This window comes from Collinsella sp. OM04-5, from assembly GCF_003439125.1.
In the GTDB taxonomy this organism is placed as follows: domain Bacteria; phylum Actinomycetota; class Coriobacteriia; order Coriobacteriales; family Coriobacteriaceae; genus Collinsella.
Window position 1 is genome coordinate 101,066 of record NZ_QSUU01000001.1, and the last position, 15,917, is coordinate 116,982.

At 62.3% G+C, this 15,917-nt stretch carries 12 protein-coding genes; 7 read left to right on the plus strand and 5 right to left on the minus strand.

Features of this window, described 5'->3' with window-relative positions; genetic code table 11:
* Positions 1-2: 2 nt before the first annotated feature.
* Both DXB53_RS00445 and DXB53_RS00450 read left to right on the plus strand, forming a co-directional pair.
* Positions 3-818 carry an electron transfer flavoprotein subunit beta/FixA family protein gene (locus DXB53_RS00445; protein WP_117563500.1) on the plus strand — a complete coding sequence of 272 codons (816 nt, stop codon included), beginning with the start codon at positions 3-5 and terminating at the stop codon, positions 816-818.
* Positions 819-2,024 (plus strand): electron transfer flavoprotein subunit alpha, encoded by a 1,206-nt coding sequence (locus tag DXB53_RS00450; protein WP_117563499.1) that lies wholly within the window; start codon positions 819-821, stop codon positions 2,022-2,024. It abuts the gene before it with no gap.
* Here the strand turns inward: DXB53_RS00450 and DXB53_RS00455 are convergent.
* Positions 2,021-2,833, minus strand: coding sequence for an HD domain-containing protein (locus DXB53_RS00455; protein ID WP_117582900.1), 813 nt, complete (start codon positions 2,831-2,833; stop codon positions 2,021-2,023). The two genes, DXB53_RS00450 and DXB53_RS00455, sit on opposite strands and share 4 nt — an antisense overlap.
* 162 nt (positions 2,834-2,995) lie before the next feature.
* On the opposite strand from DXB53_RS00455, the gene DXB53_RS00460 reads away from it, so the two are divergent.
* The 4 genes from DXB53_RS00460 to DXB53_RS00475 all read left to right on the plus strand — a co-directional run bounded on the left by DXB53_RS00460 (position 2,996) and on the right by DXB53_RS00475 (position 6,462).
* The gene (locus DXB53_RS00460; RefSeq protein WP_255413543.1) at positions 2,996-3,652 is read left to right on the plus strand and encodes an AzlC family ABC transporter permease; all 657 of its coding nucleotides are present in this window, start codon (positions 2,996-2,998) and stop codon (positions 3,650-3,652) included.
* Complete coding sequence (locus DXB53_RS00465; RefSeq protein ID WP_117582902.1) at positions 3,642-3,965, plus strand: AzlD domain-containing protein; 324 nt, start codon at positions 3,642-3,644, stop codon at positions 3,963-3,965. Before DXB53_RS00460 ends, DXB53_RS00465 begins: the two co-directional genes overlap by 11 nt.
* A gap of 141 nt (positions 3,966-4,106) precedes the next feature.
* Positions 4,107-5,129 (plus strand): 2-keto-3-deoxygluconate permease, encoded by a 1,023-nt coding sequence (locus DXB53_RS00470; protein ID WP_117582903.1) that lies wholly within the window; start codon positions 4,107-4,109, stop codon positions 5,127-5,129.
* Between the two features lie 190 nt (positions 5,130-5,319).
* Positions 5,320-6,462 (plus strand): diguanylate cyclase, encoded by a 1,143-nt coding sequence (locus DXB53_RS00475; protein WP_158556472.1) that lies wholly within the window; start codon positions 5,320-5,322, stop codon positions 6,460-6,462.
* Between the two features lie 100 nt (positions 6,463-6,562).
* Here the strand turns inward: DXB53_RS00475 and DXB53_RS00480 are convergent, their stop codons facing one another.
* Both DXB53_RS00480 and DXB53_RS00485 read right to left on the minus strand, forming a co-directional pair.
* Positions 6,563-7,498 (minus strand): DMT family transporter, encoded by a 936-nt coding sequence (locus DXB53_RS00480; protein ID WP_117582905.1) that lies wholly within the window; start codon positions 7,496-7,498, stop codon positions 6,563-6,565.
* Positions 7,499-7,597: 99 nt separating this feature from the next.
* Positions 7,598-11,344, minus strand: coding sequence for a phosphoribosylformylglycinamidine synthase (locus tag DXB53_RS00485; protein ID WP_117582906.1), 3,747 nt, complete (start codon positions 11,342-11,344; stop codon positions 7,598-7,600).
* A 184-nt stretch (positions 11,345-11,528) separates the two neighbouring features.
* Here DXB53_RS00485 and DXB53_RS00490 point away from each other — a divergent pair, with 184 nt between their 5' ends.
* Positions 11,529-13,091, plus strand: a complete 1,563-nt coding sequence (locus DXB53_RS00490) for a cation:proton antiporter (RefSeq protein WP_117582907.1) — start codon at positions 11,529-11,531, stop codon at positions 13,089-13,091.
* Positions 13,092-13,374: 283 nt separating this feature from the next.
* Here the strand turns inward: DXB53_RS00490 and DXB53_RS00495 are convergent, their stop codons facing one another.
* Both DXB53_RS00495 and DXB53_RS00500 read right to left on the minus strand, forming a co-directional pair.
* The gene (locus tag DXB53_RS00495) at positions 13,375-14,124 is read right to left on the minus strand and encodes an SDR family NAD(P)-dependent oxidoreductase (RefSeq protein WP_117582908.1); all 750 of its coding nucleotides are present in this window, start codon (positions 14,122-14,124) and stop codon (positions 13,375-13,377) included.
* A 214-nt stretch (positions 14,125-14,338) separates the two neighbouring features.
* On the minus strand, positions 14,339-15,682 hold the full coding sequence (locus DXB53_RS00500) for a homoserine dehydrogenase (RefSeq protein ID WP_117582909.1): 1,344 nt from the start codon (positions 15,680-15,682) through the stop codon (positions 14,339-14,341).
* Between the last annotated feature and the right edge of the window lie 235 nt (positions 15,683-15,917).

The window sequence follows — 15,917 nt, forward strand, 5'->3', positions numbered from 1 at the left end:
AGATGAGTGATTTTCATATGGTGGTGTGCGTCAAGGCGGTGCCCGGAAGCACCGAGGTCAAGATGGACCCCAAGACCAATACTATCGTGCGTGATGGCAAGCAGGCGGTCGTTAATCCCTTCGATGCAAGTGCTCTCGAATGTGCGCTAGCGCTGAAGGACGACTTTATCGGCTTTGGCATGGACGTGCGTGTGACGGTGGTGTCGATGGGCATCCCCGCGACCGAATCGCTGCTGCGCGACTGCATCGCCCGCGGTGCCGACGACGCGCTGCTGCTGACCGATCGCGCCTTTGCGGGCGCCGATACCCTAGCCACCACCTATGCCCTCAAATGCGGCATCGAGGCACTCGATGAGGACTTTGACCTGCTCATCTGCGGCAAGATGGCAGTGGACGGCGATACGGCCCAGATCGGCCCCGAGCTGGCCGGCGCCTTTGGGGTCCCCTGCGTGACCGACGTGAGCTGTGTGCAGAGCGCGGGATTTACGACGTGTGGCTCGCTGGCGCTCGTTCACGGCTGCGATGCCGGCGAGGAGACGGTGTACCTGGAGATGCCGTGTGCGATGACGACCGCCAAGGAGATTGGCCAGCTGCGCATGCCGAGTATTGCCGGTATTCGCGCGGCCGAGGATGCAGACGTGCGTGTGGCCAGCGCTGCCGACGTAAACGCCGATCCCTCGCGTTGCGGCCTTGCCGGATCACCGACGCAGGTCGTGCGCTCGTTTGTGCCCGACCGTGACCAAACGTGCGAGGCCGTTGAGGGAACGGCGTCCGAGCAGGCGGTAAAACTTGCCAAGATTATTGAGGGGATGGCATAGATGAGCGGGCTGATTATCGATAGCGAAGCCTGTATCGGCTGCGGTCGCTGCGTTCGCGCCTGCGCCTCGGGCGGCATTGTGGTGGAGGGTGAGCGCCCCAATCGCTGTGCCCGCGTAACCGACGGCTGTATCCTGTGCGGTGGGTGCGTCGACGCCTGCCCCGTCAACGCCATCTCGATTGAGCGCGACGAGGCCGCCGGCGCGGCAGACCTTGACGCATATCGAGACATCTGGATCTTCGTGCAGACTGACGAGCACGATGCCGTTGCATCCGTGGCCTTCGAGCTCATGGGCAAGGGGCGCGAGCTTGCCGATGCCCGCGGCTGCCGTCTGGTGGCACTGGTCGGCATGAGCCCCGAGGGCTCACTCGGGGACCTGGAGCATCTGATTTGCGCCGGTGCGGACGAAGTTCTGGTCTGTCGTGACGAGCGCCTGCGTCAGAACGACGCGGAGGTCTACGCTCGCTTGATCTGCGATTTGGTAGCCGAGCGCAAGCCCGAGGCCATTCTGTACGGCGCGACCGCCTTTGGTCGCGAGCTGGCGCCCGGTGTGGCCGTGCGCTTGCAGACGGGTCTTACGGCCGATTGCACGGTGCTTTCTATGGATACGGAGACGGGTCTGCTGCAGCAGACGCGCCCGGCGTTTGGCGGCAACCTGATGGCCACCATTATCTGCCCCAACCACCGTCCTCAGATGGCAACGGTGCGCCCCGGCATCTTTAAGGCGCCCGAGTTTGACTATAGCCGCTCCGGCACGATTACCCAGGTAGTGCTTGCGGATGACGTTAAGGCCCGCGTCGAGATCTCGATTCCCGCCGAGGAGTGGGGACAGCAGGCCTCAATTGCCGATGCCGAGCGTCTGGTCGTGGTGGGCCGCGGCATCGGCTCCAAGAAGAATCTGCCCCTGATGCGAAAGCTCGCCGATGCCCTGGGTGCCGAGCTTGGTTGCACGCGTCCCATTGTGGAGGCAGGCTGGTTGGAGTATCGCCACCAAATTGGCCAGACGGGTGTATCGGTCTCGCCCAAGCTTCTCGTGAGTATCGGTGTTTCGGGCGCCATCCAGCATCTTGCCGGCATCGGTGGGGCGGAGTGCATTATCGCCATCAACGAGGACCCGGATGCCCCCATCTTTGGTGCTGCCCAGTACAAGGTTGTCGGTGATGCCGTCGAGGTCGTCGAGGAGCTGCTGGCCCAGTTTGAGCGCTAGGCACGCGCCAGCCAGTCGCGCATCTCGTCCTTTAGGCGGCTCCAGGTTGCCTGCGTGGCGGGGTCGGTAAAGGGCCGCGTAATGCCAAAGGGCGCGTCGAGCAGGCGGTAGATATCGCCTTGCTCGCGCGCCAGCGCGCGGCTTGCCGGATAGACGAGCTCAAACATAAAGCAGATAAGCCCCACCAAGAAGTCGGCGGGCTCATCGCGCTCATCGCGCGCGACGCAGCGGTGCTCGTCAAAGGCGGTAAGCGCCGGTGTCGAGAAGTGGCTGGCGAGAAACGTGTCCTCATCCACCTTGAGGACGGTGTCGACGGTGCTGTCGGCGATGGTGCGCATAATGTCGATCTTGTCGCCATCGCGCACGATGTCGCAGAAGCTCCGCGTGCGCTCGTCGAGCTGTGCGGGTAGACGGAAATCGCTGTGATAGGCGATGCTCGCTCGGATGAGCTCATCTTCTGCCGGGTCATCGATAAAGTCGCGGATGCTCATTACGGCGGGTGCATCGGCGGGATTCTCGCCAAAGAGGACCTCGATGCCCAGCACTGCATGGCTCATGCTCTCGGCGTCCTTAAAGGTGTCCCAGCGTCGCAGCTGCTCAAAGCGGCCCATATCGTGCAGCAGGCCGCAAAGCCATGCCAGGTCAATATCTTCTGACGACCAGCCCTGCTCGCGCGCTACGGCATCGCATGCCTCGGCCACGTGGTACGTATGCTCGATTTTGAGCGCGATGCGTGGGTTGGTGGCGTCGTAGGCATCGGTGTAGCTTTTGAAGGCCGCGCGCGCCCGGTCTCGATCGATAGCTGTCATAATGACTTCCTAAAAAGTTGTGTCTTTCGATCCGGTGGCAATTGTAGGTGAACTTTATTGCCACCGGTTGATATTTCTGCTGCGTTGCAAGGCGCGCTGCAGACGACTTACCAGAATGGGAGTGGCATGGTCCTTAGGATCTTTAAAATCGTCTGGCCAGTGATGCTTACCTATGTTGCAATAGGCGCGCCGTGCGGAATGATCATGGGGCAGACGGGAATGGAGCCCTGGATGGTCTTTGCTCTGAGCAGCACGTTTGTGACGGGCAGCGGCCAGTTTATGATCTGCAATCTTTGGCTGGCGGGCGTACCGGCACCTTCGATTATCGCGAGCGTCGCCGCCATCTCCTCGCGCTTCGCTCTTTACTCGGCATCGATCGCACCCCATCTGGCGGGCGCCTCGAAGCGTCAGACGCTGGCTGTTGCCGCGACGCTCACCGAGGAGGCATACGGCATCTCGCTTGCCAAGCTGGTTGAGGGGGAGGATTGGGGCCCGCGCGAATCCTTCGTGCTCAACGTGATCCTCATCGCGACATGGGGCGCTTCGTGCACGATGGGTGCCATCGTCGGTGCCGTTGTCGATGTTCCCACCGCTATTGCGAGTTTCGTCTGCACGTCGCTCTTTATCTGTCTACTCTTTTCGCAGCGGCTGTCGCGCGGCAACGTTGTCGCGGCGGTTTCGGGCGCGGTGTCCGTCGCCGTATGCAAGTTCTTGGGCCTCACGAATATTGCCGTGCCGGCAAGCGTCGTGGTCGGCATTGCCATTGCGCTGGCGTGCGATGCTGTATTAGACGGAAGAGGTGTCCGCGATGCCCGTTAACGAGTTCTTGGTTCTGTGGCTGTCGTCGTGGGCTGCTATCGCGTTCTTTCGCATCGCGCCGGCGTTTGCCTTGCGCGGGAGAACGCTGTCGCCCCGCATTACCGAGGCCCTGGGTTATATCCCGCCCGCTGCCTTTGCCGCGCTGGTCGCCAACGACTTGGTGAGCCCCGGGGCGTTCGACGCGGGACTCTGGCCTGCCTTGGTTCCCTGGATTGCGGCTGCCGGCGTCGTGGTGGTGGCAATCAGGACAAAGTCGATGTTGTGGTGCTGCGTTTCGGGCATCGTGCTCTATATCGTTTTGAGCCTCGTATAAGAGCGGGACACGTTTAGCATCCCGGCCAACGAATCCAATTTTTCACCGAGCTGGTCTATTTCTTCTGGTACCATGGTCAAACTTTACTGTAGCAAAGCGTGACGTGGGCTTTTGTACCCCGTCAGCGGAAATGGGGGTTTCATGGCACAGGAAGCGACCGCCAACGAGCAAAAGAAATTCAAGGTCCCGCGCATCCCGGGCGACATCATGATCTATCCGATGATCGTCGGTCTTTTGCTCAACACCTTCTGCCCGCAGGTTTTTGAGATCGGCGGCTTCTTTACGGCTGCCTGCCGCGGTGGCTCCAATACCATCGTCGCCGCGATCCTGCTGTTTGTGGGCGCCGGCATCAGCTTTAAGTCCACGCCGGGTGCCATCAAGACCGGTATCGTCGTGCTGATCCCCAAGCTGGTCGTCGCAGCGGCTCTCGGCCTGGGCGTGGCATATTTCTTTAACGACAACTTCCTGGGTCTGAGCTCCGTGTCTATCATCGGCGGCATCACGTTTTGCAACATGGCGCTCTATACGGGCATCATGGGCGAGTTCGGCGATGAGTCCGAGCAGGGCGCCGTCGGTATCCTGTTCTTTACGGCTGGCCCCGCCGTCACGATGATCATCCTCGGTGTTTCCGGCCTCGCCAACATTCCCATTGGCACCATTATCGGCTCCATCTTGCCACTCGTTATTGGCATGGTTCTGGGCAACCTGTTCCCGTTTATCAAGAACCTGCTGGTTCCCGGTGCCAATCCCGCGATTGCCGTCATCGGATTTCAGCTCGGTGCGTCCATGAGCCTGTCGAGCTTTATCACCGGCGGTATTTCCGGCATCTTGCTGGGCCTTGTCACGCTGTTTGTCGTCGGTCCCATCACCTTTGCGTTCGAGCATCTGTGCGGCGGCAATGGCAAGGCCGCTGTGGCTTGCTCCACCATTGCCGGCACGGCTATGACCACACCGGTTGCCCTCGCCGAGGTCGCACCGCGTTACGCCGAGCTTGCGCCCACCGCGTACGCTCAGATCGCCACCGCCGTTATCATCACGGCGATCATGGCTCCGATTCTGACTGGCTGGGTCGACAAGAAGTTCTGCCAAGGCAAGGAGGATCTGTCGCCTGTCGGTGTCGAGGCCATCGAGGAGGCCGTCGCGACTGACATCGATGGCGAGTAGCAATCGATACCCATCAATGATGCCGGCGTGTGCAATTCGCGCCGTATGGGCGCCCGAACAGAAACTGTTTTGCAGTGATGTTCGGGCGCTCTGCTATTATCCCCTTTACCCCTGCGGAGTAAAGGGGTGTTTATTGCCCTGATTCGAATTGGGCGATTCTGACCACTTGGGTATTGAAGGGATGGCGCTAGTGGTTAAGGCACTCAAGATTGAGATATTCGTGCTATGCATGATTGTTCTTATCGGGCTTGCCGTGCGAAGTCGTCGCTCCTTGTTCTCGAGCACCCAGCAGCTATTGTTTAGCATGCTTGGCTACACCTCTGCCGCGTACATATTATTCGATATGATCTGGACGCTTTCGGACGGTGTGGACGGCACGTTGGGCATTGCTGCCAACTGGATTTCCAACGCGGTTTCGTTTTCGCTCTTTGCTATCGCGTGTCTCATTTGGTTTATCTATTCCGAGACGGTGCAGGGTTCTCGTCTTTTGACCTCGCGCTATAGGGTGGTGCTTGTAGCGTTGCCTACGGCTCTGGTGGTCGTGCTGGCGTTTACCAGTTACTGGACGCACGCCCTGTTCTATATCGATTCGCAGGGCGTGTATCGTCGCGGCTTTGCCTATATGATCCAGCCCATCGTCAGCTACTGTTACGTTATACATACGTCCCTGCATGCGTTTGTGCAATCTCGCAGGGTCGAGAGCCTGCAGACGAAGGCCATCTATCGAACCTTGGCATTTTTCGCCATTCCGGCCCTGGTGGGCGGTACCTTTCAGGTCGTATACTCGGTGCCCGGCCTTTGTGTCGGCATAATGATTAGCATGTTGCTGCTTTACATCATCTACCAGGAGCAGCTCATCTCGACCGACCCGTTGACTGGACTTAACAATCGCAACCGTTTTGAGACCTATATGCTGTCGCTCTTCTCAAATGTGGATCAGGCCGAAGATGTATATCTGCTTATGATGGACGCCGACGGCTTTAAGCAGATTAACGATCGCTATGGGCATGTGGAGGGCGACCACGCTCTTCAGGTCATATCCGCTGCGCTCAAAGAAGCCTGCTCGGCGTCTGGCGGCTTTATCGCACGTTATGGCGGCGATGAGTTCGTGGTGCTCCAAAAGGCGACGGCGGAGCAGGACATCATAAGCCTGTGTGCGGCAATCAACGATGAGCTCGCACGTGCCGACGTGCCGTATCTGTTGCGGATGTCCATCGGCTACGCACGGGTCGGTGACGGTGTCGATACCTGGCAAGACTTGCTTCGCGCTGCCGATGCGGAGCTCTACCGCGTCAAGGCCGAGAAAAAGAAAGCCGGCGTCCAGATACGCTAGAAAAAGGGGCGCACGCTTGCGTGCGTGGTGGCCTTCAGCTCACCGATGTACTCCATTAAACTAAAGTATGTGAATCTCTCTGCTAAATAAGGGCAGTTCGCTAGGCTTTTTTGGGTTTGTTGACGATGATGATGCCGCTGCAGACCAAGAGCAGGGCAACGATGACGGTAACGGGGCTCGTGCCGGCGCCCTCGCCAAGCAGCAGTGCGCTCAGCAGTACGCCAAAGACCGGGTTCATAAACCCAAAGACCGAGACGCGGCTGACGGGGTTGACGGCAAGCAGGCGCGACCACAGCGAGTAGGCGACCGCGGAGATAAGCGCCATGTAGATGATGAGCACGATGGCGGGGACAATCGCCGTGGGGGAGAGCGCGCCACCCATCAAAAAGCCGATGGCGGTGAGGACCAGGCCGCCGACCAAGAACTGCCACCCGGCAAGCAAGACGCCGTCGTGCTTGCGCGAGAAGATGCCGATCAGGCAGGTCGAAAGAGCACCCGCGACAGTGGAGGCTAGGATAAAGCCCTCGCCATCGAGCCTGAAGCCAAAGGTGCCATCTGCGCCCGAGAGGTTGACGAGCGCGACGCCGGCAAAGCCCAGCGCACAGCCAAGCACCTTGGCCGTATTGAGCTTCTCGGTGTGAAATGCCAGGGCGGCAAAGAGGATTGCGAGGAAGTTGGCGCTGGCCTCGATGATGGAGCTCGACATGGCGCTGGCGCGCGAGAGGCCCAGATAGAAAAAGAAGTACTGCCCGATAGTCTGGAAGAGCGACAAGACAAAGATGGGCTTGATGTCGCGAGCCTGCGGAATGAGGGGGCGGCGTTGGGCCGCACTCATCCCAACGATAACCAGGGCGCCGGCAAGCGTGAAGCGCAAGCCCGCAAAGAGCAGCTGCGAGGCGCTATCGTGCGCCGGGATACCAAAGAGTGCGTAGCCGATCTTGATGCAGGGAAAGGCCGACCCCCAGAGCGCGCAACAAACAAGGCAGCCCAGGATGAGTCCGGGCAGGGTGGCGAGATACGGCTTGCGGCTTTCCATGGTGTCCTTCCTGTATGCGCGAAGCAAAAAAGAACCCGCCACCGGGTGTGCCGGTGGCGGGTGTTGTTACCCGAGGGGATTGTACCCGATGGGAAAGCTTTAAGCGAAGTAGGCTACGCCGCTCTCAAAGATCGGCATGAACTTGTCGCCGGGGACATGCTCGGGCACGTTGCGGTACAGGTTGTCGCCGCGACGCTCGGCATGGCCCATCTTGCCCAGGACGCGGCCGTCGGGGCTCGTGATGCCCTCGATGGCAAGTGCGGAGCCGTTGGGGTTGATGGAAAGGTCCATGCTCGGCTTGCCGTCCTCGCCCACGTACTGCGTGGCGACCTGGCCGTTGGCGATCAGCTGGGCGAGCACCTCGTCGTTGGCGACAAAGCGGCCCTCGCCGTGGCTGATGGCGACGGTGTAGGGGTCGTCGAGGCTGCACTGCGACAGCCACGGGGACAGGTTGGACGAGATGCGGGTGCGCACCAGGCGGCTCTGATGGCGACCGATGGTGTTGAACGTCAGCGTGGGCGCATCGGGCGTGGCGTCGACGATGTCGCCGTAGGGCACCAGGCCGAGCTTGACCAGAGCCTGGAAGCCGTTGCAGATGCCCAGCATCAGGCCGTCGCGGGCCTTGAGCAGGTCGCGGACTGCCTCGGTGACCTCGGGAGCGCGGAAGAACGCCGTGATGAACTTGGCGGAGCCATCGGGCTCGTCACCGCCCGAGAAGCCACCGGGGATCATGACGATCTGGCTTGCACGGATGCGGCGGGCGAGCTCGTGGGTGCTCTCGGCGACGGCCTCGGGCGTGAGGTTGTTGATCACGAAGGTGTCGGCCTCGGCACCGGCGGCACGGAAGGCGCGGGCGCTGTCGTACTCGCAGTTGTTGCCGGGGAACACGGGGATGATTACGCGCGGGCGGGCGATCTTGGCGCCGCCGTACACGTGGATATCCTTGGCGCGGAAGTCGATGGTCTCGACCTCGGCGGTCTCGCCGGTGCTGCGGTAGGCGAAGACGCCCTCGATGCCGCTCTCCCAGGCCTCCTGGAGCTCAGCGAGCTCGATGACTTCGGAGCCGGTGTCGATGACATAGCCCTCGACGGTGGTACCCAGGGGCTCGACGACAACGCCGTCGGCGACCTCGGGCAGCTCGGCGTCCTCGGCGAGCTCGACGATAAAGCTGCCGTAGAGCGGGGTGAAGAGGCTCTCCACGTCCACGTCCTCGGCAAGCTCGATGCCGATCTGGTTGCCGACGCACATCTTAAAGAGGCTCTCGACGCCGCAGCCGTAGCCGGGCGTGGAGACGGCCAGGGCGTCGCCGTTGGCGGTGAGCGCCTCGACGGCGTCAAACGCGGCGAGCAGCTGCTGAGCGTCGGGGCGGTAGTCCTCACCATAGGTGGCGGGGGCGATGCGCACGACGCGATGCGTCAGACCCTTGAACTCGGGCGAGACGGCACGGGCGGCCTTGCCCACGGCCACAGCGAAGCTGATCAGGGTCGGCGGAACGTTGAGCTCACCGGCCTCGTCCTCAAACGAGCCGCTCATAGAGTCCTTGCCGCCGATGGCACCGGCACCCAGATCGACCTGGGCCATAAGGGCGCCCAGGACGGCTGCCATGGGCTTGCCCCAGCGCTCGGCCTCGGTGCGCAGACGCTCGAAGTACTCCTGGAAGGAGAGATAGGCACGCTTGTGCTCAAAGCCGGCAGCCACGAGCTTGGCGATGGACTCAACCACGGACAGGTAGGCGCCCGCAAACTGGTCGGCCTCCATCAGGTAGGGGTTGAAGCCCCATGCCATAGCGCTCGCCGTGGTGGTCTCGCCGTCCACGGGGAACTTGGCAACCATGGCCGAGCTCGGGGTGAGCTGCGTCTTGCCGCCAAAGGGCATGAGCACGGTTGCGGCACCGATGGTGGAGTCGAAGCGCTCGGACAGGCCCTTGTTGGAGGCGACGTTGAGGTCAGTGACAAGCGAGGTCATGCGCTCGGCAAGCGTGGTGCCGGCCCAGCTGGGCTGCCACACGCTGCGGGCACAGACGTGGGCGACCTGGTGCTTGGGCGCGCCGTTGGAGTTGAGGAACTCGCGGGACAGATCGACGATGGCGACACCGTTCCAGGCCATGCGCATGCGCGGCTCGGCGGTAACCTCGGCGATAACGGTCGCCTCGAGGTTCTCCTCGGCGGCGTAGCCCATGAACTCCTCGACGTCACCGTCGGCGACGGCGCAGGCCATGCGCTCCTGGGACTCGGAAATGGCGAGCTCGGTGCCGTCCAGGCCGTCGTACTTCTTGGTCACGGTGTCCAGGTCGACATACAGGCCGTCGGCAAGCTCGCCCACGGCGACCGAGACGCCGCCGGCGCCAAAGTCGTTGCAGCGCTTGATCAGGCGGCAGGCGTCGCCGCGGCGGAACAGACGCTGCAGCTTGCGCTCGACCGGGGCGTTGCCCTTCTGGACCTCGGCGCCCGAGGTCTCGATGGACTCGGTGTTCTGGGTCTTGGAGGAGCCGGTGGCGCCGCCGATGCCGTCACGGCCGGTGCGGCCGCCCAGCAGGATGATCTTGTCAGTGGGGGCGGGGCACTCGCGACGCACGTGGTTTGCCGGGGTAGCGCCCACGACGGCGCCGACCTCCATGCGCTTGGCAACGTAGCCGGGGTGATAGAGCTCGTTGACCTGGCCGGTGGCAAGGCCGATCTGGTTGCCGTAGCTGGAGTAGCCGGCGGCAGCGGTGGTTACGAGCTTGCGCTGCGGCAGCTTGCCCTCGAGCGTCTCGGACACGGGGACGGTGGGGTCGCCGGCGCCGGTGACACGCATGGCCTGGTACACGTAGCTGCGGCCCGACAGCGGGTCGCGGATGGCACCGCCCACGCAGGTGGCGGCACCGCCGAAGGGCTCGATCTCGGTCGGGTGGTTGTGGGTCTCGTTCTTAAAGAGGAACAGCCAGTCCCGGTCCTCGCCGTCGACATCGACCTTCACCTTGACGGTGCAGGCGTTGATCTCCTCGGACTCGTCGACATCGGTCATGACGCCGGTCTTCTTAAGGTACTTGGCGCCGATGGTGCCCATGTCCATGAGGCAGACGGGCTTGGCGTCGCGACCGAGTTCGTGGCGCATCTCCATGTAGCGGTCGAAGGCCTGCTGCACCACGGCGTCGTCGATCGTCACGTCGTCCAGGACGGTGCCGAAGGTGGTGTGGCGGCAGTGGTCGGACCAGTACGTGTCGATCACGCGGATCTCGGTGATGGTGGGGTCGCGATCCTCATCGCGGAAGTACTGCTGACAGAAAGCGATGTCCGCCTCGTCCATGGCAAGACCGCGCTCGGAAATAAAGGCGGCAAGGCCTGCCTCGTCAAGCTCGCGGAAGCCGTCGAGCACCTCGACGGGTTGGGGCTCGGGGGTTTCCACATGTAGCGTCTCGGGCAGGTCGAGCGAGGCGATGCGCGCCTCGACGGGGTTCACCACGTAGTGCTTGATGGCCTCGATGGCGGCTTCGTCCAGAGCGCCCGAGATCATATAGACCTTGGTGGAGCGCACGGCGGGGCGCTCGCCCTGGCTGATGAGTTGCACGCACTCGCTGGCGGAGTCGGCACGCTGGTCAAACTGGCCAGGCAGGAATTCGACGGCAAAGACGGCGCCATCGCTTGCGGGGAGCTCGTCGTAGGTCACATCGACCTGGGGCTCGCTAAAGACGGTCGGCACGCAGGAGCGGAAAAGCTCCTCGTCGATGCCCTCGACGTCGTAGCGGTTGATGATCCTCAGGGCCTCGATGCCCTTGATGCCGAGAATCTCGGTCAGCTCGCCCTTGAGCTGCTGAGCCTCGACGTCGAACCCGGGTTTCTTCTCCACGTAGATACGAGAGACCATTGGTTCCTGCCTTCCTGATCGGTTGGGCGTACGGTACGGTATGCGGCAGCGGTCGGTTTGCGGGGTCTGCCCTGCGGTCGCCTTGAGCCACATGTTTGTAAACCTCACTATGATACGACAGCTCACGGCACGTTGAGGACGGCGAGGGTGCTACAGTGAAGCGCAAACAAGAGAAAGGCATCACATGGCATTCGTTTCGCTCGCCATCATTGCGCTCGTGGCCTTTGCAAGCCCCTTCATCGCCTCGGCGATTCCTGGAAAACCCGTTCCCGAGACGGTCTTTTTGCTCGTGTTCGGCGCGGTGCTGGGACCTCATATGCTCGGCATTATCCATGTAGATGCCGAGGTCTCGCTCGTGTCCGAGCTTGGCCTGGCCTTTTTGTTCCTGCTTGCCGGCTTTGAGATCGACCCCAAGAGCATCACAGGCGTCGAGGGGCGCTACGGCTTGGCGACGTGGGTCGTCACGTTTGGTATCGCCTGGCTTGCCGTGCGCTTTACCCCGTGGTTCTCAGTCAGTCATTTCGACGGTATCGCCGTGACGCTTGCCCTCACTTCGACGGCGCTCGGTACGCTTGTGCCCATCATGCGTGAGCGCTCGCTCACCGGCACGCGCGTGGGCGACTCGATTCTCGCGTATGGCACTTGGGGCGAGCTCGGTCCCGTGCTCGCCATGTCGGTGCTGTTGTCTGCCCGCACTGGCATCCAAACGCTCGTTATCCTTGGCTTGTTTGCGGTGGTTTGCGTGTTGCTGGCCGTGGTCCCGAGCCGCTCCAAGCGCGTCGGCAGCCGCTTCTTTGCATTTGTTGAGGAGCGCGCCGATACCACGTCGCAGACCTTCGTGCGCCTGACGGTGCTCATCCTGGTCACGCTCGTGGCATTCTCGGCTGTCTTTGATCTCGACATCGTGTTGGGTTCTTTTGCCGCCGGCTTTGTCCTGCGCTATATCATCCCCGAGGGCAACCATACGCTCGAGACCAAGCTCGACGGTCTGGCCTACGGTTTTTTGATTCCGGTGTTCTTTACCGTATCGGGCGCAAAGATCGACCTGACGGCCGTGGCGTCGCGCCCGGGTCTGCTCGCGGGCTTTATCGTGGCGTTGTTGATTATTCGTGCCGTGCCCATTCTTATTTCCATGAGCATTTGTCCTGCGACGCGCGATGTGTCGGCGTATGGTCGCATTACCGTGGCCCTGTACTGCACCACGGCGCTGCCGATCATCGTTGCCGTTACGAGCGTTGCCGTCAACGCGGGCGCGCTGTCGCAAGATATTGCGTCGGTCATGGTTGCCGCCGGTGCCATCACGGTGTTCTTGATGCCATTGCTCGCGCAGCTCTTCTACCGCGTGGTGGATGCCGCACCGGTCGCCGCCGTGGCAGAGGTTGCCGAGCATCCATCCGATGCGCTCGACATCTTGCGCGCCCACCACGACCTAGCGAGCTTGCTCGCGCGCGAGCACGAGCTGCTGACCTCGCATGGCCATGGTCGCGTATTCGAGGGCCTGCCTACGCTCGATACGATTGCCGAGCGTCTTTCCGCCGAGGCAGCGAGCGGCCACATCGATGCCCGCATCGTGGACGCGGCGCACCTGCTTGCCGATAAGACCTATGGAGACGAGGTCGACCCGTCCGAGCTGACTCCGCGTGAGCGCCGCCGCCTGGAGCGCGCCAAGCTCGCCGTGCATGAGTACCGCCGCCGCATGTTGGAGCTTTATGCGCGCGAAGAAGCCGACGAGGACGACGGTAAGTAGTCGATACTTTCTCGGGGAAGCCGCGTCCCGCTTTGAAGGCTCGGAACGGGATGTGGTTTCCGAAACGGGGAGCGTTGGGAAACTGTGTCCCGGAATGGGCGCTCAGAGTGGGATGCAGTTTCCGCGAGAGGCTCGTTAGGGAAAGCGCATCCCATTCTGAGCCGGAATTATGGGACGCAGTTTCCTTTTCGAATAGAAGAAGGTGCGCTGCCTGCGGTTGATGCAGGCAGCGCACCTTCTTGCGTTGAGCTCGGTTGAGGTTTAAAGCTGTGGCTTGCGACCTTTAGGAGCGGGCGGCTCCGTCGACGGGGAGGATGGCGCCCGTGACGTAGGCGGACATGTCGCTCGCCAGGAAGACAAAGGCGTTGGCGACATCCTCGGGCTCGCCCATGCGGCCCAGCGGAATGGTGGCGATGATGGGCTTGATGACCTCTTCGGGCAGGTTGGCGACCATATCGGTCTTGGTCACACCGGGGGCGACGGCGTTGACGCGAATGCCCATGGGGGCGAGCTCGCGCGAGAGCGACTGGACCATGCCGTTGACGGCAAACTTGGACGTGGGGTAGCCGACACCGGAGGGCTGGCCGTACTTGGCGACCATCGAGCTCGTGGTGGTGATGGTGCCGCCGTGGCCGGCCTCGGTCATGATCTTGGCGGCAGCCTGGTGGCCATTAAAGACAGCGACGACGTTGAGGTCCATGACCTTTGCAAACTCCTCGGCCGTGTAGTCCAAAAGGGGGGAGCGCTGGGAGATGCCGGCATTGTTGACGACGGTGTCCAAGCCGCCCATATCGTCGGCAGCCGCGGCGAAGGCTTCGGTTACGGCCTCGAGTGAGGTGAGGTCGCAGGAGCGGCCCCAGACCTTGGCCTCGGGATAGGCAGCTTCCAGCTTCTCAACGGCAGCATCGGCAGTCTCCTGGCGCGAGCCAAATACGGTGACGGCAGCGCCTTCCTCGATAAAACGGCAGGCGATGGCATAGCCGATACCGCGCGTGCCTCCGGTGATGATTGCTTTCTTGCCCTCGAGCAACATGGTGCTTCCTCTCATCGCGGGCGGACATTCGCAGCACAGCGTAGCGGTAGCCGGAATCGGCCGCGTTTGCATATCGGTGAACGGTAGCCCGTGTTACCGATGAGCGGCTCGCGCAAATGTGCTCTGCCGTCGTGCTTAGGGCAGGAGACAAAAGGGCTCCCGTCCCACATCGGACGGGAGCCCTCAAGGCGCGTATTGCTGGGCGAGCGTTGGGTTAGTTCGCCATGACGTCTTCGGTCCAAGCCTCGACGTCCTCGATGCGCAGGACGTTGGCGACCTCGGCCACGCAGTCGACGCTGGCAAGTTCGGCGGCGGCAGCCTGGACGTCCTTCTCGAGTGCGCGGTGCGTCAGGAAGATGACCGAGCAGGCATCGCTGACGCCCGACTTGCCGTCCTCGACCTGGTTGATGAGCGAGATCGAGATGTTGTGCTTGGCAAAGATGTCGACCGTCTCGGACAGGGCGCCCACGCGGTCGGCGACCTTCAGGCGCACATAGTACTTGGTCTGGAGCTCGTCCATGGGCTTAAAGGCGAGGTTGTGGCCATAGGGCTCAATCTCGGGCAGCGGGGCCACGCCGCGGCTGATTTGCTCGGAGAGCGACAGAATATCGCCCACGACGGCGCTCGCGGTGGGGAAGGAGCCTGCGCCCGCGCCGTAGAACATGGTCTCGCCCACGGCGTCGCCTACCACGTAGACAGCGTTCATGGCACCGTTGACCTTGGCAAGCATGTGGTCGGCGGGGATCAGCGTGGGATGCACGCGGACGTCGACGCCGGCGTCGGTGTTGCGGGCGATGCCGAGCAGCTTAATGGTGTAGCCGAGCTCGCGGGCCTGGGCGATGTCCTCGGCGCCGATGGTACGGATACCCTGCTGGTACACATCATCGGTGGTAACGCGGGTGCCAAAGCCGATGGAGGCGAGGATGGCCGTCTTGCTGGCGGCATCGAAGCCGTCGACGTCGGCGGACGGGTCGGCCTCGGCATAGCCCTTGGCCTGCGCGTCGGCAAGCACGTCGGCGTAATCGGCGCCCTCGGCGTCCATGCGCGACAGGATGTAGTTGGTGGTACCGTTGAGAATGCCGGCGATGGTCAGGATCTTGTTGCCCACCAGGTCGTGCTCGAGCGTGCTGACGATGGGGATGCCGCCACCGCAGCTGGCCTCGCACTTAATCTGCACGCCGCACTCACGCGCCTTCTCGGCAAGCGTCTCGACATGGCGGCCCAGCAGAGCCTTGTTGGCGGAGACGACATGCTTGCCATTCTCGAAGGCAGTGGTAAAGATCTCGGTTGCGGGATGCTCGCCTCCGATGAGCTCGACGACGATGTCGACGGCGGGGTCGGTGACGACGTCGTGCCAGTCACTCGTAAAGGCCTCGCGCTCAATGCCTGCCGCCTCGGCCTGCTCCCAAGCAAGCGCGCAGGCGCGGGTCAGCTTAAGGTCGATGCCGTAGGCTGCCAGGTACTCATCGTGGTGGCTCTTGATCAGACGGGCCACGCCGCCGCCGACGGTTCCCAGACCGATCAGACCGACGTTCACGGTGCGCAGGGATTCGCTCATAGATAGCTCCTTCGTGCATCTTATGGATGGATTAACCGCTTAAAGGTTGAGTGCATTCTAGCGTGAACCGGGGGCGCGTGCTCGCCAGGCAACAGGAGCCGCACAAAACGGCACCCCCGAAACGCTGCGGAAACATTGGAAACACGCTCGCTACAAACGGACTTCCGTAACAAACTGTCAACGTTTGCGCCATAAGGTTTGCCCTGTACCGCAAGACGGCCGCACCGCGGCCAGC

Excerpts from the sequence above, each read along its gene's own strand:
- DXB53_RS00465 (WP_117582902.1), top strand. The coding sequence starts at position 3,642 with ATGCCCGTTAACGAGTTCTTGGTTCTGTGGCTGTCGTCGTGGGCTGCT.
- DXB53_RS00470 (WP_117582903.1), top strand. The coding sequence starts at position 4,107 with ATGGCACAGGAAGCGACCGCCAACGAGCAAAAGAAATTCAAGGTCCCG.
- DXB53_RS00455 (WP_117582900.1), bottom strand. The coding sequence starts at position 2,833 with ATGACAGCTATCGATCGAGACCGGGCGCGCGCGGCCTTCAAAAGCTAC.
- DXB53_RS00490 (WP_117582907.1), top strand. The coding sequence starts at position 11,529 with ATGGCATTCGTTTCGCTCGCCATCATTGCGCTCGTGGCCTTTGCAAGC.
- DXB53_RS00445 (WP_117563500.1), top strand. The coding sequence starts at position 3 with ATGAGTGATTTTCATATGGTGGTGTGCGTCAAGGCGGTGCCCGGAAGC.
- DXB53_RS00485 (WP_117582906.1), bottom strand. The coding sequence starts at position 11,344 with ATGGTCTCTCGTATCTACGTGGAGAAGAAACCCGGGTTCGACGTCGAG.
- DXB53_RS00460 (WP_255413543.1), top strand. The coding sequence starts at position 2,996 with ATGCTTACCTATGTTGCAATAGGCGCGCCGTGCGGAATGATCATGGGG.
- DXB53_RS00500 (WP_117582909.1), bottom strand. The coding sequence starts at position 15,682 with ATGAGCGAATCCCTGCGCACCGTGAACGTCGGTCTGATCGGTCTGGGA.
- DXB53_RS00480 (WP_117582905.1), bottom strand. The coding sequence starts at position 7,498 with ATGGAAAGCCGCAAGCCGTATCTCGCCACCCTGCCCGGACTCATCCTG.
- DXB53_RS00495 (WP_117582908.1), bottom strand. The coding sequence starts at position 14,124 with ATGTTGCTCGAGGGCAAGAAAGCAATCATCACCGGAGGCACGCGCGGT.
- DXB53_RS00450 (WP_117563499.1), top strand. The coding sequence starts at position 819 with ATGAGCGGGCTGATTATCGATAGCGAAGCCTGTATCGGCTGCGGTCGC.